Annotated in this window: 16 protein-coding genes and 1 pseudogene; 10 read left to right on the top strand and 7 right to left on the bottom strand. The window is 47.0% G+C overall.

The window, feature by feature from the left end; all coding sequences use genetic code 11:
- Window positions 1-14 precede the first annotated feature (14 nt).
- From IEX98_RS09850 to IEX98_RS09840, 3 genes are read right to left on the bottom strand one after another with little or no spacing between them, the layout of a single operon-like run.
- Entirely contained in the window at window positions 15-1,136 is a 1,122-nt protein-coding gene (locus IEX98_RS09850) for an ABC transporter substrate-binding protein (RefSeq protein ID WP_188888787.1), read from the bottom strand.
- A gap of 23 nt (window positions 1,137-1,159) precedes the next feature.
- Window positions 1,160-1,984: an ABC transporter permease gene (locus tag IEX98_RS09845; RefSeq protein ID WP_188888786.1), complete on the bottom strand. Its 825-nt coding sequence runs from the start codon at window positions 1,982-1,984 to the stop codon at window positions 1,160-1,162.
- The gene (locus tag IEX98_RS09840) at window positions 1,953-2,753 is read right to left on the bottom strand and encodes an ABC transporter ATP-binding protein (RefSeq protein ID WP_188888785.1); all 801 of its coding nucleotides are present in this window, start codon (window positions 2,751-2,753) and stop codon (window positions 1,953-1,955) included. Before IEX98_RS09840 ends, IEX98_RS09845 begins: the two co-directional genes overlap by 32 nt.
- A 256-nt stretch (window positions 2,754-3,009) precedes the next feature.
- Here IEX98_RS09840 and IEX98_RS09835 point away from each other — a divergent pair, with 256 nt between their 5' ends.
- From IEX98_RS09835 to IEX98_RS09805, 7 genes are all read left to right on the top strand, one after another.
- Window positions 3,010-3,771, top strand: coding sequence for a DUF975 family protein (locus IEX98_RS09835; protein WP_188888784.1), 762 nt, complete (start codon window positions 3,010-3,012; stop codon window positions 3,769-3,771).
- A 404-nt stretch (window positions 3,772-4,175) separates the two neighbouring features.
- Entirely contained in the window at window positions 4,176-5,546 is a 1,371-nt protein-coding gene (locus IEX98_RS09830; RefSeq protein WP_188888783.1) for a hypothetical protein, read from the top strand.
- Between the two features lie 288 nt (window positions 5,547-5,834).
- On the top strand, window positions 5,835-6,863 hold the full coding sequence (locus IEX98_RS09825; protein WP_188888782.1) for an ABC transporter substrate-binding protein: 1,029 nt from the start codon (window positions 5,835-5,837) through the stop codon (window positions 6,861-6,863).
- A gap of 40 nt (window positions 6,864-6,903) precedes the next feature.
- On the top strand, window positions 6,904-8,010 hold the full coding sequence (locus IEX98_RS09820; RefSeq protein ID WP_188888781.1) for an ABC transporter ATP-binding protein: 1,107 nt from the start codon (window positions 6,904-6,906) through the stop codon (window positions 8,008-8,010).
- Window positions 8,007-9,662, top strand: a complete 1,656-nt coding sequence (locus tag IEX98_RS09815) for an ABC transporter permease (RefSeq protein ID WP_188888780.1) — start codon at window positions 8,007-8,009, stop codon at window positions 9,660-9,662. Before IEX98_RS09820 ends, IEX98_RS09815 begins: the two co-directional genes overlap by 4 nt.
- Window positions 9,663-9,779: 117 nt before the next feature.
- On the top strand, window positions 9,780-11,495 hold the full coding sequence (locus IEX98_RS09810; protein WP_188888779.1) for a sensor histidine kinase: 1,716 nt from the start codon (window positions 9,780-9,782) through the stop codon (window positions 11,493-11,495).
- Window positions 11,467-12,276 (top strand): response regulator transcription factor, encoded by an 810-nt coding sequence (locus IEX98_RS09805; protein WP_188888778.1) that lies wholly within the window; start codon window positions 11,467-11,469, stop codon window positions 12,274-12,276. Before IEX98_RS09810 ends, IEX98_RS09805 begins: the two co-directional genes overlap by 29 nt.
- Window positions 12,277-12,474: 198 nt before the next feature.
- Here IEX98_RS09805 and IEX98_RS09800 read toward each other — a convergent pair whose 3' ends face one another.
- The 4 genes from IEX98_RS09800 to IEX98_RS09785 all read right to left on the bottom strand — a co-directional run bounded on the left by IEX98_RS09800 (window position 12,475) and on the right by IEX98_RS09785 (window position 18,550).
- The gene (locus IEX98_RS09800) at window positions 12,475-13,089 is read right to left on the bottom strand and encodes a DUF1266 domain-containing protein (protein ID WP_188888777.1); all 615 of its coding nucleotides are present in this window, start codon (window positions 13,087-13,089) and stop codon (window positions 12,475-12,477) included.
- 13 nt (window positions 13,090-13,102) lie between these two features.
- A complete protein-coding gene (locus IEX98_RS09795) occupies window positions 13,103-15,097 on the bottom strand; it encodes a J domain-containing protein (protein WP_188888776.1) in 1,995 nt (664 codons plus the stop codon).
- Window positions 15,097-16,797: a molecular chaperone HscC gene (locus IEX98_RS09790; RefSeq protein WP_188888775.1), complete on the bottom strand. Its 1,701-nt coding sequence runs from the start codon at window positions 16,795-16,797 to the stop codon at window positions 15,097-15,099. The genes IEX98_RS09795 and IEX98_RS09790 overlap by 1 nt, the downstream gene beginning before the upstream one ends.
- A 199-nt stretch (window positions 16,798-16,996) precedes the next feature.
- The gene (locus IEX98_RS09785; protein WP_188888774.1) at window positions 16,997-18,550 is read right to left on the bottom strand and encodes a hypothetical protein; all 1,554 of its coding nucleotides are present in this window, start codon (window positions 18,548-18,550) and stop codon (window positions 16,997-16,999) included.
- Between the two features lie 260 nt (window positions 18,551-18,810).
- Between IEX98_RS09785 and IEX98_RS09780 the strand changes: the two are divergent.
- The 3 genes and pseudogenes from IEX98_RS09780 to IEX98_RS09770 form a co-directional block, all read left to right on the top strand.
- Window positions 18,811-18,984: pseudogene (locus tag IEX98_RS09780) on the top strand (small acid-soluble spore protein H); the annotation flags it as partial.
- Between the two features lie 439 nt (window positions 18,985-19,423).
- Window positions 19,424-21,124, top strand: coding sequence for a carbohydrate-binding protein (locus IEX98_RS09775; RefSeq protein ID WP_188888772.1), 1,701 nt, complete (start codon window positions 19,424-19,426; stop codon window positions 21,122-21,124).
- 191 nt (window positions 21,125-21,315) lie between these two features.
- Window positions 21,316-22,872, top strand: coding sequence for an ABC-F family ATP-binding cassette domain-containing protein (locus IEX98_RS09770; RefSeq protein ID WP_188888771.1), 1,557 nt, complete (start codon window positions 21,316-21,318; stop codon window positions 22,870-22,872).
- Window positions 22,873-22,902: the final 30 nt, after the last annotated feature.

The following is a 22,902-nucleotide window of genomic DNA, read 5'->3' as shown; positions in this document are numbered from 1 at the left end:
TTTATACCGTTAAGTTAAGGAATGGTGACCAGTTCCGGGGCAACGGCTTTCAAATAGGAGGTGTCGATGAAGGAGTTGAAGTCCGGTACTTCTTTGATTTTTTCGTTATCCAGCAAAAATTTGGAGATGCTCTCAAGTGCAGTGACCAGCTCTGGCGTCAGATTAAGCGCGTAATGGTTGAGTGCAATTAAGGTTTTGATGTCTGCTGCATCTTGTCCCAGCGTCTTGCCAATATGTGCGGCTGCCGCATCCGGATTCGCTTCAATAAAGGCTACGGATTTGTTCAAAGCACGCAGTACCGCTTTTACGGTTTCCGGGTTTTTGGTTACAAAGTCGTTATGGCCAATCAGAATGGAGTAGGAGTTAATGAGCTGCTGTGGTCCTTCCTCGCCGGGAACATGCGATTCTTTACCGGTCAGGAGGGCAACGCCGCCTTTTTTGACACCGTTCAGAGCAACGGGCTGCCAAATGGAGAAGGCGTCAATATTGCCTGCCTGGAAAGCGGGCAGCAATTCAGTTGGTCCGATCTTGAATGACTCGATCGATTTCAGATCAAGACCGTATTTCTCTACGATGCGCAGGAAGAAGGCTTCAGAGACCGTTCCTGGTACAAAGGCGATTTTCTTCCCGTTCAAATCGGCAGGCGTTTTGATTTTATCAGGATTGACGACTAAGGTTTGTACGCCGGATATATCCGCCTGCTGGGCGATAATTTCGATCGGCAGGCCCGATGCTTTGGCAATAATCGGCGGAATGTCGCCGGAGGAGCCAAGCTGGATGCTCTTCGAGCCTAAAGCAGCGATGACGTCAGGGCCGGCAGCGAACAGCTCGGTTTTGACCTCCAGACCTTCTTCTTTAAAGTAACCTTCTTCATTCGCAATGACGATGAGCGGTGATAGCTGCGTATCGCGGGCCGTACCGATGGAGATGTTGGTCGTTTCAAGAGCAGGCTTAGGCGGCTCCGAAGGTTCTGGTGCGGCTGCTGATTTTGCTTCCGCAGTAGGGGCAGGCGAGGCAGTTGGCGATGGGGAGGAATCCTTCTTTCCGCTTCCGCCCCCGCAAGCCGCGAGCAGCAGGGTTAGTGCAATGAATACTAGAATAAGGAGCGAAGAATGCGATTTACGATTGATAGTCATAGCGATAGCCTCCAAAAAATGATTTATTTCCAGCGCAGCAGAATTTTCTCCAGCGTGGTAAGCACTAAATTGATGAAGTAACCGATGATGCCGATCGTGATCATGCCGACAAGCACCTGATCGGTTTTGAACATATATCGCCCTTCCTGAATGAGGAAGCCGAGACCTTCGTTCGCAGCGATTAGCTCGGAGCCGACTAGGCAAATAAAAGCCATACCCATTCCTGATCGGATGCCGATCATCATGTTCGGGATGGCGGCGCGAAGCGTGACGTGGCAGAAAATATGGATCTTGCGGGCGCCAAGCGATTGCGCGGCCCGAATATGTACGGGATCAACCTGACTGATTCCTCCCGTAATGTTAAGGAGGAGGGGGAAGAAGGCGCCGTAAATAATGATAGATATTTTCGACCATTCATCGATTCCGAGCCACAGGATGGCTAGAGATATGAAAGCGAGCGGCGGTATCGGCCGAAGCAGCTCAAGGACGGGGTTTATTGCATCCCGAAGTAAACGGGAGGAGCCTAGCATCAGTCCAAGCGGAAGCGCAATGGCAAAGGCGACGAAAAATCCCGAGAAGACACGCCTCAAGCTGGATATCGCGTGATGAATAAGCGAGCCGTCCTGAAGCATATGCGTCATGGTTTGCAGCGTCGCTAGCGGACTGGGCAGTTGGGCAGGGACCACGTAGCCGAGGCCGGTTATGAGCCCCCAAACTAGCAATAGTATAGAAAGACCTGATAGCTTGATTAATAAACGCGTCCACGCCTTGCCCTGTGAGGGCCGAGAGCGCTTTTTCGAGGACGAGAGAACCTCCTTATGCTGTAATGATGGAAAGGTGTTCTCCATAAGGGTTGTCTCCTTCTCGTAAAGTTTCGCTAATTTGCGCTTGATACTGAAGCAGCTTCTCGTCATGACGGTTCCGCAATCTTGGCAGGTCAATTCGCAGGTCGAGTGCGATACGTGCAGGGTTCGGCTGCAGGACGATGACGCGATCGGCCAAATAGACAGCTTCCTGTATGCTATGGGTGACAAACAGGCAGGTTTTTCGCTGCTGTTCCCATAGTCCCAGCAATTCCGTCTGCAGCTTCTCCCGGGTCTGCTCGTCAAGCGCAGCAAACGGCTCATCCATTAACAGCATGCCTGGCTCATTGGCGAGCACTCTTGCTAGGCCTGCGCGCTGCTTCATGCCTCCAGACAGCTTGCCGGGGTAATGCTTTTCGAAGCCGGAGAGTCCTACCATTTCAATATAATGCCGGACTCGTTCTTGGCGTTCTGCTGGCGGAACGCCATTCACCCGCAGACCGAACTCTACGTTTTGCTCGACGGTGAACCAGGGGAACAGAGCGTATTCCTGAAAAACGACCCCGCGTTCCTTGCCAGGCTTCTCAATACGTGCACCGTTGAAATAAATATTGCCTTCATAGGGCTGAAAACCAGCCACGCAATTCAGAAGCGTCGTCTTTCCGCAGCCGCTTGGCCCAAGAAGACATATAAATTGCCCGGCTTCGACAGAAAGCTGCAGACGGTTCAAGACAACCCGATCCTCGGATTGTCCGGGACTTCTAAAGGCAACGGTGACGCCGTCAATCGACAAAATCGGAGCCAGCTCATGCAACGTTAGATCTACTCCTTTCTTTTGAATTCATACTATTCCAATGAGATAGGTTATATATTGCTACTAATGTACCAGTGATGAATGTTGCAATCCAATACCAAATTGGCTATATAACTTATAGCTTGCATGCAATGCATAGAGTTGAATTTAGAGCTCTAATCCACATTGCAAGAATGATTTATGACTGCTAGTACTATATTAATTATGGTATCTATTGTAAGATGGACAACAAAGTATTCAGGAGAGAGGGATAGGAATGTGGGATCGTAAAGAATTGAAACAAAGAGCCAAACAGGTGCTGCGGACATCGTATTGGAAGGCATTTTTAGTCGGTATTATACTGACAGTTGTCAGCGGAGGCATCAGTCCTCCGAGCTTTAATTTTAACTTCGGATCATCAGGCTCTACCCGTGATTTCGAATGGAGTGGCGGGGATATAGACTGGGGGATATTCGGGCCGATTCTTGCTTTTATCATTGTCATTTTTATCGTTATCTTTTTGTTTGCAATTGCTTTTCGGATCTTCCTCGGTTTTCCGTTTGAGGCAGGTGCAATGCGTTATTTCAAGGGCTCTGCAGAGCAAGAAGTGAATCTTAATCATTTGATGTATGCATTCAACAAATTCAGATATTTGGATATTGTAAAAACGATGCTCTGGCGTGCTTTTCTGACCTTCTTATGGTCATTGCTCCTCGTTATTCCGGGTATCATCAAATCCTACTCCTACAGCCAGGTGCCGTTTATATTGGCCGACAACCCTAACATTGGCTATCGCCGTGCGGTAGATTTAAGCAGGCAGATGACTAGGGGGCATAAATTTAATATTTTTGTAATTGATTTAAGCTTTTTAGGCTGGATTTTACTTGGTACGCTTGCGCTATTCGTTGGCGTCCTGTTTGTACTTCCTTATATTAATGCCACAAAGGCGGAGCTTTATCTGGCTTTACGCCAAGAGGCGCTGGATAAAGGTTTCACAAATGAAGAGGAATTGAGATTGAATCAGACGCCTGTTTTTTAAGTAGTATTAGAGTTTACATTTTACCTATGCGTTGGTGAGCAAAGACTGAGGAAGGGCGCATTGGCGCTGCAGGTCTTGCTCACTGATTGCGGGGGAGAGAAGACAAACCATTGCGGAAAACAATCATAATAGCAGCTATTTTTATAGCGGTATCTGTTCTTACTGCAGTACTACTTTTAAATACAAGTGAAAACAAAGTGAAAGCAACGATATTCGAAAGTGACCAGGAATTGAACGTAACCGTTATGAATTGGAAAGCTAAATTAAATGAAAAAAAAGGAATACATCTGCTCTACGAAAAATATAGCGAAACAAGATATGAGTATTGGTTATTCTTCAATCAGAATGATAATAAGAACTTATATCAAAAATTTAAAATGGATGTTGTCGAGGATAATGGGGTTGTGAAAATCCGCATTAATGACGTCAACGCCAATAATGATAATGAAGTGAAGCATAGCTTTGCTGCGAATTTTCTAATCAGTAATGAACCAAGCTCCATAGAGGTTTATTACAATGGAGAACAACAAAGCTTTGAAATGACAAACATAAAGACGGGTGATCAGCAAATTCATACTAAATTTGATGGCAAATTTCTTAAGCTCAGTAAACCGGTTATCGTAGATGGAAGAAAGCGACTTTTGCCAATGAAGGATACGTTAGAGCAGATGGGCTGGGAGTTCGAAATGTCATCTGGCAAAATAACGATTACCTATCACACGCCGAACTCTAGTTTAAGCCACTATTTGCAACTACAGGAAGAGCCAAATCTTCGGATCGTGGACGGCATCTTATATGTACATATGTATTATTTAGGGACAATCACCAATACGGAAGTGGCATGGGATGAAGATGCCCATACGATTAACATTTCTACAGAAGAGATAGATGATAATGATGAGGATTGGAACGTATTCGACGAGGATGAATCAGAGCTGTCAGATAAAGAGAGTGTAAGGGTAAATTACGGGAAGTACGGGCGGTCTGCGACGCTGCAAGCGTTAAGTAAGCTATATCAGGAGCTCGAGCAAGAAGGCAATAGTGCCGACGATGTACTTGGTTTCTATCCTATGGATGGACATAGCGGTTATTTCAATACGCCAATGGATGTCGTTGCATTCGGCTCGACGGGGATGGACGGGGCACATTACGGATTTTTGACCGATTTCGGAATGGTTGCAGATCTAGAGGAGGCGCCAATCGTATTGGTATCCCCTATGGATTTTGACCAGCCTGCTGTAGTCGTTGCGAATAACATCCGGGAATTTATCCGTATTGTCATGATCGATTCCAGTTTGCTTTATATGGGGTATCAGAATGAGCAAGATTATCTTGAACAAAACGCTGCACCCGAATATGAAAGCACACAAGAAGACTTAGAGAACGGTCGGATAGTACGGGAAAGGCTAGAGGAAAGGCTGCATCCGCCGGTCATTCAAGATCCATATACGTACTCAGAGAAAGTGCGAGCCGAACGAATGAAGCAAATCATCGTTCCGACACAAGATGAACTGGGGATATTGAATGAGCATCCAAAGGATGCAGGACGGCAGCATATAACAATTGTGCTTGACGAGGATATTGGCAAGAGAGAATTGGAGACATTTTTGAGCAATGCTACATATGCGTCAAAGCTTGCGCTATTCCGAGACTATCATTTAAACCTCGAACGATTCGTTTACAATGAAGCAGGTATTGATAAAGCCATATTAAGCGAAATGAAAAGCTTGGGTTTGCAGGATGAGATCGCAAGGATCAAGGCGAATCGTCCGTGAGATAAATAGCAAGGGATATCGATTCAATTGCATAGCAAAAAATTACACGAAGCAAAGCCCGGATCAAATAAGATCCGGGCTTTTTCTTTTGTTTACCATCGGGCTTGCGAACAAACAATAGGTAATAGCGCCGAAATTCTAAGTATTTAATGGTATATACGTGTTACATATAGTGACTCTTCGAGTGAATTAGTTGCGAATTTTAGATGATTGTGTTGAATAATAGGATTTTAATGCGCTTACAAACTGATAAAATAAAGTTACATTCAGATGAGGGGTGAAGGGGTTATGAAAAAGTGGTTGAGTACGTTAATAATGCTTACAATATTGGTGGCTGTACTAGCGGCATGTGGCGGTGGCAAATCGAACACATCAGGCAGCTCGAATAAACTGGTCATTTATACACCGAACAGCGAAGCAATGATCAATGCTCTTATTCCGTCCTTCGAGAAACAGACAGGTATTACGGTAGAACTGGTATCGGCGGGAAGCGGCGAGCTGATCAAGCGGATCCAGTCTGAAAAATCGAATCCTTATGCTGACGTCATGTTCGGTGGAGCTTTCGCACTGTTTCACGATAACGCAGATTTGTTCGAAAAGTACGTATCTCCCAACGATAAAGATTTGATGGAGGGACATTCCAATACAACAGGCTTTATGACTCCGTATGTATCGGATGGCAGCGTCTTGCTGGTAAACACCAATCTGGCGGGTGACATTCAAATTAACGGCTATGAGGATCTGCTTAATCCGGCGCTGAAAGGCAAGATCGCAATGGCGGACCCTGCGAACTCCAGTTCGGCATTCGCGCAACTGACGAACATGCTGAAAGCGATGGGCGGAGACTACACATCCGATGCAGGCTGGGATTATGTTGCCAAGCTGCTTGAGAATTTGGATGGTAAAATCGCAGGCGGCTCCAGCAAAGCGCATAAGAGCGTTGCCGACGGCGAATATGTCGTGGCATTGACCTACGAAGATCCGGCAGTTAGTTATGTGAAGGACGGCGCTCCAGTGAAGGTTGTGTATCCGAAGGAAGGCGCAGTATTCCTGGATGCCGTTGCGGGAATCGTTAAAGGCTCCAAAAACCAGGAAAATGCAAAAAAATTCATCGACTTCCTGATCTCCAAAGAAGGCCAAGATGCGTTAGGACAGGAAACGACGAATCGTCCGCTCCGCACTGACGCTGCAATTGGAGACTTCATGACACCTATCGATAAAATTAATGTGATTCAAGAAGATGTAGCTTACGTAGCGGCAAATAAACCGTCCATCGTAGAGCGTTACACGGACCTGTTCACAAAAATCGCGAAATAATAATGAGAATGATCGATCAATCAGAAAGCGGGTGTACATCATGAGCGTTGCGATATCCTTCCAAGAAATCGTGAAAAAATATGGCGACACTACTGTTATTCCCGAGCTTTCCTTGGATATTCAGAAGGGTGAGTTTTTCACCCTTCTGGGTCCTTCGGGCTGCGGGAAAACGACGTTGCTTCGTATGGTGGCAGGTTTTAACAGCATAGAAGGCGGAGCTCTTGCCTTTAATGAGAAAGTAATGAATGACGTCCCGCCAGGGAAGCGGAACATCGGCATGGTGTTTCAAAACTATGCGATCTTTCCTCATCTGAACGTATCGGAGAACGTTGCGTTCGGGCTGCAAAACCGCAAGGTTAGCAAATTGGATCAGCAGCGGAGAGTCAGCGATATTTTAAATACGGTCAAGATCGATATATACAAAGACAGAATGCCCAAAAATCTATCGGGCGGACAGCAGCAGCGTGTGGCGCTTGCAAGGGCTATCGTCATCAATCCGGACGTGCTGCTGATGGACGAACCGCTCTCCAATCTGGACGCGCAGCTCCGCGTGGATATGCGGAATGCGATTAAGTCCATTCAACGTGAAGTGGGAATTACGACGGTCTATGTAACGCATGATCAGGAAGAAGCGATGGCCGTATCGGATCGTATTGCGGTTATGAAATTAGGCGTTATTCAGCAGGTTGGCACACCGCGGGATATTTATCAGCGTCCTGCCAATTTATTCGTTGCTACCTTCATCGGAAGAACGAATGTCATCGACGCCAAGCTGGAGATCGGAGCGGAGGGCGCAGCCTCCGTAGTGGTCGGTCGCGACTATTCGCTGCCGATGCAGGCGCTGCAAGGGCAAGCGAAGCCTGGAGAATCGGTTGCCGTCCGAATTTCAGTCAGACCAGAGGAGTTTGTACTGTCTGAGGATGGCAAGGGGCTGGCGGGCAAAGTCGTTAATAACGTCTTCTTGGGCTTGAATACACATCTTGTCGTACAGCTCGACAACGGGCAGGAAGTCGAGATTATTCAGCAATCGGCCGCTAATGATGTGATTAATATCGGGCAGACCGTACGTCTGGCTATCCTTTCGGAAACCATTAATGTATATGACGAATCCGGAGAGCGTAATTTGAATCGGGGGACGGGGCTATGACCGGCCGCATGAAACGGTGGGACATCTGGTCGCTGATTACATTTATTATTTTTGCAGGGTATATGATCTTTCTGGCATTGCCATTATTCATGCTGTTAATCAAAAGCTTTTTTGACGGTACAACAGGCGATTTTTCCTTGGCTTATTTCACTAAATTTTTTAGCAAAGCCTACTATATGAACGCCGTTTGGAACAGTATAAAGGTAACGGTAAGCGTCACGGTGCTTTCCATGCTGGTGGCGGGACCGCTTGCCTATATGATGACCATTGCCAAAATCAAGGGCAGCGGAACGGTGCGCATTCTCATATTGATCTCGTCCATGTCAGCTCCGTTTATCGGAGCGTATGCCTGGATTTTGCTGCTCGGACGCAACGGTGTCATTACCAACTTCGTTTTTGACGTATTTGGATTCCGTATGCCTGATATTTATGGCTTCTCCGGTATTTTGCTTGTACTGACGCTGCAGTTGTCACCGCTAATTTTCATGTATGTATCGGGAGCATTGAAAAATGTCGATAACTCCCTTATGGAAGCTGCGGAAAGCATGAACTGCACCGGTCTTCGGAAAATGTGGAAGATTCTCGTACCATTGATTACGCCAACGCTGCTGGCAGGCGGTCTGCTCGTCTTTATGCGGGCATTCGCGGATTTCGGTACGCCGATGCTGATCGGTGAGGGCTTCCGTACAGTACCTGTATTGATTTTCAACGAGTTTATTAGCGAGGTTGGCGGCGACGATGGCTTTGCCGCGGCGATAAGCGTTATTGTCGTCCTGTTCGCCACTGCTGTATTCCTGCTGCAGAAGTTTGTTGCGAATCGCAAGTCTTACAGCATGAGCGCTCTGAATCCGATTGAGCCCAAGAAGCTGAAGGGTGCCGCTAATGTGGCGGCGCATGTGTACGTCTATCTGTTCACGATACTGGCGATGATGCCTCAAGCGTATGTAGCGTACACATCTTTCCAGAAAACGTCGGGTAAAATCTTCGTTGATGGTTACTCCTTGGACAGTTACCGGGCGGCTTTCGCCAAGGTGGGCGATTCCATCTATAACACCTTCATAATGGCTGGTATCACGATTGTCATCATTACGCTGGCTGCTGTACTGATCGCTTACGTTACGGTAAAGCGCAAAGGAGCTGTAGCCAATCTGCTGGATACCTTCACGATGCTGCCTTATATAGTACCGGGCTCCATCCTTGGTATCGCGCTATTGGTCACGTTCAATAAGCAGCCGTTTGTACTGAGCGGTACGGCCGTTATTCTAATCGCCGCATTTGTCATCCGGCGTTTGCCTTACACGATCCGATCCAGCGCAGCCGTCCTTCATCAGGTGAATGACAGTATCGAAGAGGCGGCGATCAGCCTCGGGGCTTCGACGATGAGGACCTTTTTCAAAATTACGGTTCCCATGATGATTTCCGGCGTCTTCGCTGGCGCGATCATTAGCTGGATCAGTATTATAACGGAATTGAGTACCTCCATTATTTTGTATACCGGGAACACCCGAACGATGACCGTTGCGGTATATACAGAGGTCGTACGCGGCAATTACGGCGTAGCGGCTGCCTTATCTACACTGCTGACGGCCATTACCGTCGTGTCCTTGCTGCTGTTCTTCAAGCTGTCGGGCAAAAAAGAAGTTACGATGTAAGTCCAGACCGGGCTCGCGCAAGCGGGTTCCGGCCTTTTGTCCATATGGCGAAACTAGGCTGTTTCACATTTCCGGAATGTCGGATAAGATAATAGGACACATGAAGGGGGAGACGGGATGGCTAAAGGGAGTTTCAAAGATTCGCTGCGCCGGATGTTCCTGTTTCATACCCTCGTACCGATATCGATTCTATTCGTATTGTTTCTATTGTTTATGATGATCAACTCAAGATTACTGCTAATCGGCCAGACCACGGATGCGGGCAAGAAAATCAAGACGGCTGTGGAGGAGGTTTATGCCTCCTATCTTGAGGAAATGAACGAGGCCGCTGAGCTGGGCACCGTTATTTCCTTCGTGGAATCGCGCCGCAACGGTCCGGAAGTGTTCGAACGGTTTTACGATTTTAACAACCGCCAGCGGGTAAAAAGTATTATGCATATCGTCGGTACGGACGGGAACATGCTTGCGTCCTCAGCCAATTATAGCTCCGATGCAACGGATCTTGCGGTACAGACCATTGCCCGGAGAATGTACCGGCAAGGCTTGTCTGCACTGGCCGAGACGAACCATCTTCGTTTCTCCCACGACCGTTATACGGCCTACACCTTCGCCAAAGAAATTCGGCATGGCGAGGCTATAGTCGGGTATTTGATCTACCAGCTGTACGAGGAAGACTTTCAGAAGCTGATCTTTGTACAAAATAATGAAATCGCTGTCGTAACCGATTCTTACCACAATATTATCGCTACGACTAACAACCTGACGCGCGGGCTGATGAACAAGTATAGCCTGGCGAGAGATTCGAAGGGATATGTGTGGATCGACAAAGGAAGATATTATAGCAAGGAAACCTACGTGCCTGCCTCCCAGTGGAAAATATATACGTTAAGCGCTGCACAATGGAATCATGCCGCTTATTTATCGCTGGCCGTATTCTTCATACTTGCGAGCCTGCTGTTATGGATATTAATCCGATATTCGGCCCGTATTATCTCTACTCGCCAGTCGCGCGCAATGGACAAGCTGACCTTTGCCGTCAGGGAGCTGCAGTCGGGCAATATGGAATCGTATGTCTATATCGGAACAGGTGACGAATTCGAGACGCTTGCGAATCAATACAATTTGATGCTGCGGCGGCTGAACGAACTGGTAGCGAAAAACGAGGAGCTTTCCGACTTGCGCAGGGTCATCGAAGTGAAGCATCTGCAGTCGCAATTCCATCCTCATTTTATTTTTAACGTGCTGGAGATGCTGCGGTATGCCATCGTCGTAGATGATAAGCTGGCCCAGGATATCGTATTGACGCTTTCCCGGCATCTGCGCTACAGCATTGGCAATGAACGGGATCAAGTCGTCCTTGGCAATGATCTTGAATATATCGCGGGATACATGAAGCTGCAGCAGATGAGATTCAAGGACAGGCTCCGCTACCAGGAGAAGGTCGGAGAAGCGGCTAAGGCTGCTTTGGTTCCGAGACTTATGCTGCAGCCTGTCATTGAGAATGCGATCAAGTATGGCTACCGCCAGCGCCAGTCGGTCGCCATTACCGTGGTTGGCTATGTGAAAGCTGCTGATCTGATAATTGAGGTCAAGGATGACGGCGGCGGAATGAGCATGGAGCGGCTGGAGGAAGTGCGCGCCATCATGCTTTCACAGGATAACCGTGCGCCTCATATCGGATTGCATAATCTGCATCGCAGGCTCGTCCTCATGTATGGAGACCGTTACGGCATTCATATGGACAGTGTTGAAGGGGAAGGGACGACGGTTACTTTTGTATTGCCTTACCTGAAGGAGGATGCGGATGTTCAAGGTGCTGCTGGTGGAAGATGAGGAGATGATACGCAAAGGACTGCGGTTCACCTTCGATTGGGTGGGCGCTGACTGTGTCGTGGTAGGTGAAGCGGAGAACGGCGAAGACGGCCTTCGCCAGATTCAAGCTTTGCGGCCGGATATCGTCATTGTAGATGTTAATATGCCGTTGATGGACGGAATTACGATGATTGAGCGAAGCTTGGATGAAGCAGCGTGCAGTTACATCATTCTATCCGGCTATGATGAATTCCGGCTCGCCAAAGAAGCCATCCGGCTGGGTGTTACGGAATATTTGCTTAAGCCGCTCGAGCAGGAGCAGCTGCTCGCTGCCTTGAACCGCGCCAAGAGCCAGGTGGAGATGAAGCGTCACTATACGGCGATGAAAACGGCGGAGACCAGTGCCGGAGAATCGCTGCAGGCTTCTGTCGTTAAGCTGCCTGGGAAGTCGTCCCGATACGTATCGAAGATGATTCAGTATGTGCAGGAGCACTATGCCGAAAAGATCGGCATTAAGGATTTGGTGGAAAAGCTGGAGGTCAGCGCAACCTATTTGAATCAGAAGTTTAAGAGTGAAACGACCTACACGTTCAACGATTTCCTGAATCGCTACCGTATTCAGAAGGCGATGGAGCTGCTGCAGCGCAGCGATGAGAAGGTGTATGCGATTGCTGTGGACGTAGGTTATAAGGATTACAAGTATTTTATCGCGATATTCAAGAAGTACGCAGGCTGCACCCCAAGCTATTATCAAGAAAATTTCGGACGAGGAGCGAAGGAAAGCGACGATACGAAAGGCTGATCGAACGAAAAGCCAGTCGGGCCGGAGCCTCTAGTTATGGCCTGCCCCCTTAGAATAGACATTGAAATACAGTTACAAGAGGGATAAGCGACGTATAAGATGATACAAAGGCCGCCCAGTCTCTGTTTTTAGAGACTGAACGGCCTTTATTTTATCTAACTTCACAGTTAAAGTTTCCCCCTTCGGTTATGAAAGCAGTTAGCCTTGGAGGTCCACTTTTTTGAGTGGGCTGAATTTGGACTCAAGCAAACGGGAGAGAACATCTTTGTTTAGGTCTAGTTGTTCAAAGGAGGGCTCTCCTGACAGGAAGAAGGCCTTGCCTGCGAAGAAACCCGTTAAAAAACTGTTCCAATCTGGATAATCCCGCTGTACGGCGGCTACAATATCGGAAATGTAAAGCATATGCTGTTTATAGTCGACATAGCCGAGTCTGTATCCGGCCCAGCATTTGAACACCGCCCATGTATACTCATGGGCAGCGATTCCGCCTCTAGGTAGTCTTTCAAAATATTCGTTCACCATGTACAAAGCCTGTTGATGCTCTATGTTAGTCACCGATTGAATATAGGCTATACGCTGGGTACTAGTCATTCGCGTGAGCTTGTCGCTTAGTTTTTTGAATAGATCTTGTTGACGCCATCGAATATGTTGAAGGAAGTCGGCAAAGAACTCATCCATGTTATGAATACCATGTCTCTTAAGCGAAGCGGAAATTTGTCTTTTTCTGGGGGAAAGGGGATTGGTAATGAAGTATTCTTCGTATCCGCTCTGCGCTTGACAGATCGCTACGAAAGCACGTGTATATTTCTTCAACAGGATTTGCCTCTTAATGTTCAAAAGAATTTCCTCGCTTTCTTCCCTCTCCTGTGAAACGGATGTATCGCCAAGTCAATCTGATTTCCGCTAAAAATAAAATATACAACGGTATCAGAAGCAGCAAAATGCTATCGGCTCCCCTCAGCTTGACATATTCGTCCGTTGGCGGAGCCTTTGGTTCCAATCTCGAATCAACATAAATGTCTGCTATTTCATGCTTGTTCAGATGGCGAGCAGCGTCCTCGCTTTTCTCTTTCCAATCCTCCACTATGACCTGCATTTCTTGCATCAGAGACGGGTGAAACAGGCCTTCCATTTCAATCGAGCCTTCATTGTGCATGGTCTGCGCTTGCTTGCCGGTAGCTATAACAATAATTGCGGCGTCTTCCAAATGACCGATAGAGAGATACCCGGTAGCGCGCGTAAAAACATCGGAATCCTGAACGTTTCGTGCAGACCTGTACTGGATGACCGGATTGCCGTCGGCCGCTTCCATTTCTACTTCATAGATTCCCATGAAGTTTGTGTGTTCGAGTTTCAACTTCACCGTATTCGTATTATTGTCTGGTAAGTTGTAGAAATCTTTTAACGTGTGGATTTCTATTGGATCAGCCGGGTTGATTTGCTCAATCAGTTGGGAAAGATGAGTCAATCGGTACCAAGGGCTTTCACCATTAGGCGATATATAAGGTGTTAAAATCAAAAGATGAATTGCAGCTATTAAGACTAGAGGCAGCAAACTCCTGTATAACAGATAACCAGAGGCAAGTTTCAGGCGCCGTCGCAAAGGGGCCTTCCTATGCTGCTTAAGTTGCCTCCGAATATCTGCCAGATAAATCCCCGCTTCGATATCATGGGCATTACGATCGAGAATGCGTTCAAAAGCCTCCCTTGCTTGCTCCAGATTCCCGAGTTTCAATTGGCACTTGCCCAGCACGGACCATGTCCTGTTTTCATTTGGGGCCAGCAAGAGCAGTCGCTCTACATCCAGCATCGCACCTTTTGGTCGTCCAGCTTCTAGCAGATAACGAGCACGGAAGTAGTAACCTTCAGGATTATTACCAGCAATACGGAGCCAATCGTTGCAAGCCTCTAAGGCGAGCCTTGCGTCTTTGAATTGCGAATAGCACTCGAACCGCAGCCGCAATAGATCTGGATCACCCGCGAACATGGCCAAAGCTTCCTCAATTATTCGAATCGCCGTTTTTAAATCTCCTTCGGACAGAGAAGCAAAGCCGCTTTCCCTTAGTCGGAGATACGCTTCTAAATCCATATCTCCCGCGCTCAGAAGTGGGGAGTAGTCGAGATTGAATTCTGGCGATTCTATTGCATAAGCATGTACCTTAGGATACCGCTCAGCGAAGCTGCTATCTTCCAGGGCTCGATCATTTAAATGGAACGTTGTCTCAAGAATACGCCAGATCGGTCTTGGCAAGAAATAGTGCTTCTCCAGAAAATCAAGCATTTCTGCAGATATGATATTTTGTTTGGTTGCGTCCCACACGATATCGGAATTCAAGAGATCCAGCCACTTGTCTGCGTCGATTCGGGAAGGGAAGTCAGCATAAAGCGCCTCGGCCTCTTCCAGAAAGACTTTCAGTTGAGTTGCTGGATCAGGCGGTCTGTCCTCGACATGAATCCAACGCAAAATAGATGGTGGCGAGGATGCGTCGAACTCTTTGTTAATGATGTCGTTGTAGTCGGCGCTCTCTTCGTATTCCTCGTGCATTTCATTGTACACAGGCGGGATTTCGGAGTCCGATGTCTCGGAATTTACTGGATTTGCATTCGCTTCAGCTACGGCTGTCTCTTCTTGGTCGAGTACCGCGAGTTGTCTAATCCGTTTTTTTGCTGACTTAACGGCCTGATCATAAGCTTCTCTAAGCTGTTGATAGCCTTCTGGGTCGTCCTCCGGATGATGCACTCTCAGTTTCAGAGAATAAGCTTTCTTAATCGTCGATACATCGTCGGTGGGTTCGATGCCAAGTATGTCCCATGCTCGCATCAGTAGTCACGCCATCTTTCTATTTCTTCTAATTGTTGTTTGAGTCGGATGGCAGCCTTTTTCACATCGTGCTCGTTCTGGGAGGTGAGAACCCGTTCGAATTGTGTAAGCAAGGCGGCCACTTCATCTCGCTTATCTCCCAGCATTTCCTCATACAACCGTTCACCCATGGCTACAAGCAGACGATTCTCGGTTCGCTCTCTAGGATGGATCTTGATTGCATGCAATTGCTTTAACCGATCTTCGATTTCCTGCTGCGTAAATTTGCCCGGTTCCTTCTCAATAATGATTTTCTTTTTGGTGCCGGTACTGACTGTAGTTACCTCAACCTCAAGAATTCCATTTATATCGTAGGTAAACCGAACGTCAATTGATTGCTCGCCGGCGGGTCCGGGAGGAACATCGATCTCCAACTCGCCTAGCATGAGATTATTTTCTATTTTACGGCTCTCGCCTTGATACACGGCCACTTCGATGATCTTCTGCTGGTTATGGACAGTTTGATAGCGCTCAACTCGGCTGACGGGAATCGGATTATTCCGTTCGATAATCGGGCTGAAGTGTCCGGATTCGATCTTGTCGCTGCTCAATTGTCGGGATGTTTCAATTCCTAGCGTGTAGGGACAGACATCCGTTAATATGATCTCACTCAAATCTTGGTTGCGCTGCTTCAATGCGACTTGAATGGCAGCTCCTAACGCGACGGCTTCGTCCGGATTAATCTCTGTGAAAGGCAACCGGCCGAAAATCTTTGCGACGATCGACTTGATGATCGGCATTCTTGTCGCGCCGCCAATCAGGATGACGGCATCCAGTTCATTCGGAGATAGCGAGGCGTCCCTTAGTGCACGTTCAATTGGATGCCTCAGACGTAGAACCAACTGGCCGGCGATTCTTTCAAAATCGCTGCGGGTTAAGATCGTCTCATAAGAGCCGCTTTGATCTTTGAAACTCATCTTGCCGTCCTTCCCATTGCTAATGGCTAGTTTGCATAACTCCGCTTGCTTCAGGAGTAATGAACGCGCTTTGAGATCAAGAGTATGGAAATCGATAGTATGTGATTCGATAAAATGAGAGACAAGCAATTGAGTAAAATCTTCGCCACCTAAATAGTTGTCGCCAGCGATTGATTTGACTTCCATGATCCCTTCGAAAAATTCGAGAATCGATACGTCGAAGGTACCTCCGCCTAAATCGAATACGAGAAATTTCGTGTCCGATTGCTGTTGGTTAAGTCCATAGGCTATAGCTGCTGCCGTCGGTTCACTGATTAGGCGCTCAACCTTTAAACCAGCAAGCTCTGCGGCCTGTTTCGTCGCTTTGCGCTGCGTATCGTTGAAATAAGCGGGGACGCTGATGACCGCTTCTGTGACTTCTCTGCCGAAGAAAGCTTCAGCATCTGATTTCAAGGAACGTATAACGAAAGATGACAACTCTTCCGGCGTGAAAGTATGAGCTCCCATTCGATAGCGTTTTTCAGTACCGATGTATCGTTTAAAGGTGGCAGCCGATAGAGCGGGGTGCGTGACCAGGCGTTCTTTCGCGACCTGTCCAATTAGAATTTCTCCATTTTCATCCAAACTGACAACGGAAGGAGTTGAAGCTTCCCCGAGCACATTCGGGATAATAGCAGGGCCAGTCTCAGTCCAGTACGCGACTAAGCTGTTCGTGGTGCCCAAATCGATTCCAATGATAGTCAACCACAAATCTCCTATCTAATATTAAAATTTGTAAATATACCTTCTATTATCTTTATCGGTAAATTAATAGATTTTATTTAAATGGAATAAAGTTTTACTAGGGGGTTTAAGTGTATATTTTATGAGGGTAAGTATATTTGTGATGCTAATTTCATGACAATAATAAAACTGCCGGGAGTCGCTCCCGGCAGTTTTATTATTAAGCTGCATCATAAATATAACGTTTCACATGTTCTTCTCCGTTTAGCTGCAGCTTCAACCCCAGCTTGCGGAAATCCTGCATCGGGATATACATGCGGTTACGGAAGGTGATCACTGTCTTGGGGTCTGCCGTAAACTCTTTATTGTCCAGCTTCACAATAACCTTTTTATCAGAAACCGTCACAGCAGCACCGATCTTCGATGCAAAGTCACTGACGCTCAAATACCATAAATAATTATCTGCCAAAAATACGCCGGGAGCTGAAAGATTCACATGTAACGTATTATTCACTAGTATTTCCGGACTCCGCTCAGGTGACAGCAGCTTACTGAAGTCTCCCGAGTAGGTGCCGTATGTGCTTGTCCACTCTCGATACTTGCTGACAAAATGGCCAGTGGAAAGGTTTAAGTAGCCGTCCCTCGCATAGCTATTAAAACTAATTTCTACTAGTTCGTCTCCGTACTTCCAATTATAAGTGAAGTGAACATATTTACGATTATAGGCTGCAAGGGTTCGCAGTACTTTTCCCGTCTGCCCATCGATAATAGTGGTTAGATACTCATTTGTCCGTTTCCCGGTTTTCACATCTTTTTTAAACTCGGTAATCAGCATATACTTCAAATTCGGTGAAAATTCTACCCGTGACTCGGTACCTTTCTTGGTTAGTGGCTTGTAGCTGCTGCTGGAACCCGTCTTGTATCCAATTAACCAAGTTTTGCTTGGCTTATCGTAATAACTGCCATAAACAATATTGCCTACTTTATTAGTCCACCCCGTTGTTGCATCCAAAAAATTCACTTGGTTATATTTAATCTGTTTTTTGCTGCCATTAGGGAGTAATTCATAATTGGCGAGCTCATTATTCGTATAGGCGTTAATAATGAGCGAATTGCTTGCAGGCTTTCGATTGAAGGTCTTGCCAAAGCCTCCGCTTACTAGAGGATACGGCTGGAAAGCGTAGTCCGCAGTCGTAATAAGCTTCCCGGTATTTATATTGTAAATATCAAATTTGTTTAATACTCTTGTCGTTTTGACAGAAAACATTTCGGATTGCGGGTAAACCTGTATGTTATAGCTCTGGCCGCTGTTGATCATCTTTTTGACCAGCTTCATCGTTTTATTCTTACTATTAAAATCAAACAGTTGATCATGCTGCTTGTCGCCTGCTGGATAAGAGATATGGATATAAAGATGATCGCCATTCTGATAATACTCGTCTAAAACCCAAGCGCTCCATATAAACTTGTCTCCATCATTCTTGTAGCTATCGCTGCTATTCTGACCGGCGATGCTTGGCATCTTGAACTTCAAGCCGGGAAAAGCATGCTCATCCGATGTACGAGCGTAACCGTCCCCGTAATTTGTTTTCCCTATTCTTACTATAGGGTAAGCATTCCAAGTCGATTTGTCCCCAATCAGTTGGAGCTCATAGTCTGTAACGACCGCTGGTTCTATCTGCTGCTCCGCGTGTGCAGGGGTGGAAGGCATTATGCTCAGAAGCAGAGCGATAACAGTTGTCCCGCTCAACAGCCGTTTCAAAAACTTATTCATCCAAATTTTTCTCCTCAAAATAAATATATTTGGTAATTAGGTTTTTCTGTGCTTAAAAATTTATATAAGCTTTGAATATATTATCATATTAAATATTTTTATCCAATTGATATTGAAAGGAATATAAAATAGGTTTACTACACTTGTGAAATTAGAAAATCATTAAATTATCTAAGTGTTTTTATGAATCCCTGTATAGAGCCCTCCACTAGCGCACAAAATGTAATTGGCAATTAACAGCATTAGAGGAGGCTATTAAGATGAATATCCAGCGGGCCCAGGAAATTGCGGCGTCTCCGATTATGGAGAACGTGGAATACAATGGGGTTCAGATTTATATTCAGCATGTGAATGAGGAGAATGACACAGCCAGAATTTATCCGATCGACCAGCCGGAGCAGGAACAAGAAGTGCCCTTGCGAAGCCTTATTGAGCCTTCAGCCCAAATGGCGATGGAAGTGGAGCAAATGGGATGCAGGCTTCCGAGCGATACATAGGATGACGCAAAGGCCGTTCAGCCTCTGATTTTCAGAAGCGGAGCGGCCTTTGTTTTATCCGCTGTCGCTGCTCCAGCACTCTTTTCTTCAAATACAAAAATTTGGATATTATTCGACTGTAAAAGTCAAGATCGTCTCCTATACCTCTAACGAAATATGTACGAACATGATAATGACAGGTTCCCGACGGTTGTCGGCTCACTCGCGTTGATCATTTATGATTCTGAGGCGACAGACGAAGAAATCCGTCAGAACATGACGGACAGATCGGGTCTGCAAAGAAAGGAGAATCGGACGACCGTTAGGAAACGGAGGACAAGCTAGATTAGGCTACGCTACGCAAGCATGCACTTATTAAAGGCGAGGAGGAATAAAAATGATTCATGCATCAGACAATCAAGTCTATAAGAAGTGGTTAGCCGCAGCGCTAATTGTGGCGTTGCTGCTGGTGACGATGGCACTGAAGCCGTCATCTGCATTGGCAGCATCCGCATTCACGCAGACTGCAGCGTCCAGCTATAATGCGCAATCCGGTATTCAATTGGAAGCATCGAGCGAGGGCGGGCAAAATGTTGCTTTTATCGATAATGGCGACTATATCCGATTTGATGGTGTTGATTTCGGAACTGGTGCAAGCGCTTTCAATGCGAGAGTTGCGAGCAATGCCAGCGGTGGTGCTATTGAAGTGCGATTGGGCAGCTTGACGGGTACTCTTGCGGCTACTTGTACGGTACCGGGCACAGGCGGCTGGCAAAACTGGACGACGGTGACTTGTGCGGTTAGCGGCAACCCAACCGGCGTACAGACGTTGTTTCTGAAATTTACCGGAGGAGCGGGAAATCTGTTCAACATCAATTGGTTCCGCTTTAATCCATCCACACCACAGCCTACTGGCGGAGATGTCGTAGGTAAAGTGTTTGCGGGGTATCAGGGCTGGTTCAATGCTGCGGGTGACGGTTCTCCGAACGGAGGCTGGATCCATTGGTCCAAAAACAGCTCTGCACCAGGGACAGGCAGCAACATTAATTTCGATCTGTATCCTGACCTCAGAGAATATTCGAAGCTTTACCAGACGAATCTGCAAAATCTGAATAACGGACAGCAGGCGAAATTGTTCTCGTCCTATGACCAAGAAACGGTCAACAAGCATTTTGAGTGGATGCAGACGTATAACATTGACGGCGCAGCCTTGCAGCGCTTTGGCGCCAGTGCCAGCACTACGCCGGACAACTGGCGTACGAACCGGGACAGCGTTGCGGTTAAGGTGAAAAATGCCGCAGAGAGCTATAACCGGAAGTTCTACGTGATGTATGACATTACAGGCATGAACTCCAGTACATGGGTTAACGATATCAAATCGGACTGGACGAACAAGATCCAAGGCGGTATGAACCTGACTTCTTCTTCCGCGTACGCGAAGCAGAATGGGAAGACTGTCGTTAATATCTGGGGAATTGGCTTTACTGACCGTCCAGGTACGGCGGCTGAGGCGTCTGGACTTATTCAATGGTTCAAGGATCAAAACGTTTACGTAATTGGCGGTGTTCCGACTTACTGGAGAACCGGTGTTGAGGACTCCAAATCGGGCTTCTTGAGCGTGTATCAATCCTTCGACATGCTGTCGCCTTGGTATGTAGGCCGTTTCAGCGGTGAAGCTGGTGCAGACCACTTCAAAAACAATTTGATGCAGCCGGATCTGGCTATGACGAATCAGTTAGGCATCGCTTATCAGCCGGTACTATGGCCAGGTTTCTCCTGGTACAACCTGCATGGCGGACCACAGAACCAAATTCCGAGACTGCACGGCGATTTCATGTGGCGGCAGGCGTATAACGCCAAGAGTCTTGGCATTAATACCGCTTACGTTGCCATGTTCGACGAATATGATGAAGGTACAGCCATTGCTAAAGCAGCCGAGAATTCTTCCATGATTCCGGCCAACCAGTATTTCCTGACTCTGAATGCAGATGGCGTTAACGTTTCGTCCGATTTCTACTTGAGACTGACAGGTGACATCAACCGCATGCTCAAGGGTCAAATCCCGGCAACTGTACAGCATCCGACAAGTCATCAGTAATACTTAAAGTCAACCTGTAAAGGGGTTGTCTCTCAGGTCACATGCGACCAGAGAGGCAGCCCCTTTTCCCATTTCAGAGAAACTCGCATAGATATAAATAATGAACAAACATTTTTGTGGTACAATGATACGAGCAAATCGAGGATTTATAAGTTCTAATCAGGCACATACATGAATGGAGATATAGAAAAATGAGTTTGTTGACTGTTGAGCAATTATCGCATACGTTTGGCGATCGGGTATTGTTTCGAAATGTGTCCTTCCGTTTGCTTGAAGGGGAGCATGTCGGGCTTGTTGGGGCGAATGGTACAGGCAAATCCACCCTTATGAATATTTTGACAGGCAAGCTGTTGAAGGACGAGGGCAAGGTGGAATGGACACCTCGCGTTCGTTACGGTTATTTGGACCAGCATACGAAGCTTGAAGCGGGTAAAACTATCCGCGACGTATTGAAGGATGCATTTTTGCCGCTGCTGGTGTTAGAAGAAGAGCTTAACGAGATTACGGCGCAAATGGGCGATGCCGATTCGGATAAGCTGGAGCAGCTTCTGGTGCGTATGGGCGAAATTCAAGAGGAGCTTGAAATTGGCGATTTCTATTTGATCGATGTGAAGGTCGATGAAATGGCTAACGGTCTAGGCCTGAATGTGATCGGACTTGACCGTGACGTTACCGCGCTTAGCGGCGGACAGCGGACGAAGGTTCTGCTTGCCAAGCTGCTGCTTGAGAAGCCCGGTGTTTTATTGCTCGATGAGCCTACCAACTATTTGGATGAAGAGCATATCAACTGGCTGACTAACTATTTGAAAAACTATCCTTACTCGCTTATTCTTATTTCTCATGAAACGGGCTTTATGAATCAGGTCGTTAACGTCATTTATCATCTTGAATTTACGAAGCTGACGCGATATACGGCCAATTATGAGAAGTTTCTGGAGATGTCTGCCCTGAACAAGGCGCAGCATATCGACGCTTACGAGAAGCAGAAAGAATATATTAAGAAGCAAGAGGAGTTTATTCAGAAAAATAAAGCGCGTGCTTCAACCTCCGGGCGAGCGAAAAGCCGTGAGAAGCAGCTCGACCGTATCGATCGCATCGATAAGCCGGAGGAAGCGGCAAAGCCGACCTTTAGCTTCAAAGAATCCCGGTCAAGCGGCAAGACGGTATTCGAAGCCGAGGGAATGGTCATTGGCTATAATAGGCCGCTTCTTCCTAAGATGAATATGGTCATTGAGCGGGGCGATAAAATTGCCATCGTAGGCTGCAACGGTGTTGGTAAGTCAACGCTGCTGAAGACGATTCTGGGCGTTGTTCCTCCCCTTGACGGCAAAACGTATCTTGGCGATTATTTATCGCCTGCTTACTTTGAACAAGAAGCGAAGGCGCCAACGATGACTCCGCTAGAGGACGTATGGGATGAGTTTTCCTTTATGAACCAGCATGAGGTTCGAGCGGCGCTGGCTCGCTGTGGTCTTAAAAATGAACATATTACACGCGCTCTAAATCAGCTTAGCGGCGGGGAGCAGGCGAAGGTACGTCTGTGCAAATTGATGATGCGGGAAAGCAACTGGATTCTGTTCGATGAGCCAACGAACCATCTGGACGTCGTTGCCAAAGCGGAGCTGAAGCGAGCGCTGAAAGCCTATAAAGGCACAGTCGTTCTGGTCTCTCACGAGCCTGAATTTTACGAGGATTGGGTAACAAAAACGTGGGATGTAGAAGCTTGGTCCATGCAAAGTCTTGGATAGAAAGATAATCTAGCCGTTACGTCTGTTAAA

Source organism: Paenibacillus radicis (ex Gao et al. 2016), assembly GCF_014641555.1.
Taxonomy (GTDB): domain Bacteria; phylum Bacillota; class Bacilli; order Paenibacillales; family Paenibacillaceae; genus Pristimantibacillus; species Pristimantibacillus radicis.
Note: the sequence above shows the minus strand (reverse complement) of the source record. Positions and strands in the feature narration are given on the sequence as shown.

Bases quoted from the DNA above. Each gene is read 5' to 3' on its own strand.
- IEX98_RS09825 (WP_188888782.1), top strand. From the start codon at position 5,835: ATGAAAAAGTGGTTGAGTACGTTAATAATGCTTACAATATTGGTGGCT.
- IEX98_RS09795 (WP_188888776.1), bottom strand. From the start codon at position 15,097: ATGCGAGCATGGGACATACTTGGCATCGAACCCACCGACGATGTATCG.
- IEX98_RS09810 (WP_188888779.1), top strand. From the start codon at position 9,780: ATGGCTAAAGGGAGTTTCAAAGATTCGCTGCGCCGGATGTTCCTGTTT.
- IEX98_RS09815 (WP_188888780.1), top strand. From the start codon at position 8,007: ATGACCGGCCGCATGAAACGGTGGGACATCTGGTCGCTGATTACATTT.
- IEX98_RS09820 (WP_188888781.1), top strand. From the start codon at position 6,904: ATGAGCGTTGCGATATCCTTCCAAGAAATCGTGAAAAAATATGGCGAC.
- IEX98_RS09805 (WP_188888778.1), top strand. From the start codon at position 11,467: ATGTTCAAGGTGCTGCTGGTGGAAGATGAGGAGATGATACGCAAAGGA.
- IEX98_RS09845 (WP_188888786.1), bottom strand. From the start codon at position 1,984: ATGGAGAACACCTTTCCATCATTACAGCATAAGGAGGTTCTCTCGTCC.
- IEX98_RS09775 (WP_188888772.1), top strand. From the start codon at position 19,424: ATGATTCATGCATCAGACAATCAAGTCTATAAGAAGTGGTTAGCCGCA.
- IEX98_RS09850 (WP_188888787.1), bottom strand. From the start codon at position 1,136: ATGACTATCAATCGTAAATCGCATTCTTCGCTCCTTATTCTAGTATTC.
- IEX98_RS09835 (WP_188888784.1), top strand. From the start codon at position 3,010: ATGTGGGATCGTAAAGAATTGAAACAAAGAGCCAAACAGGTGCTGCGG.
- IEX98_RS09785 (WP_188888774.1), bottom strand. From the start codon at position 18,550: ATGAATAAGTTTTTGAAACGGCTGTTGAGCGGGACAACTGTTATCGCT.
- IEX98_RS09770 (WP_188888771.1), top strand. From the start codon at position 21,316: ATGAGTTTGTTGACTGTTGAGCAATTATCGCATACGTTTGGCGATCGG.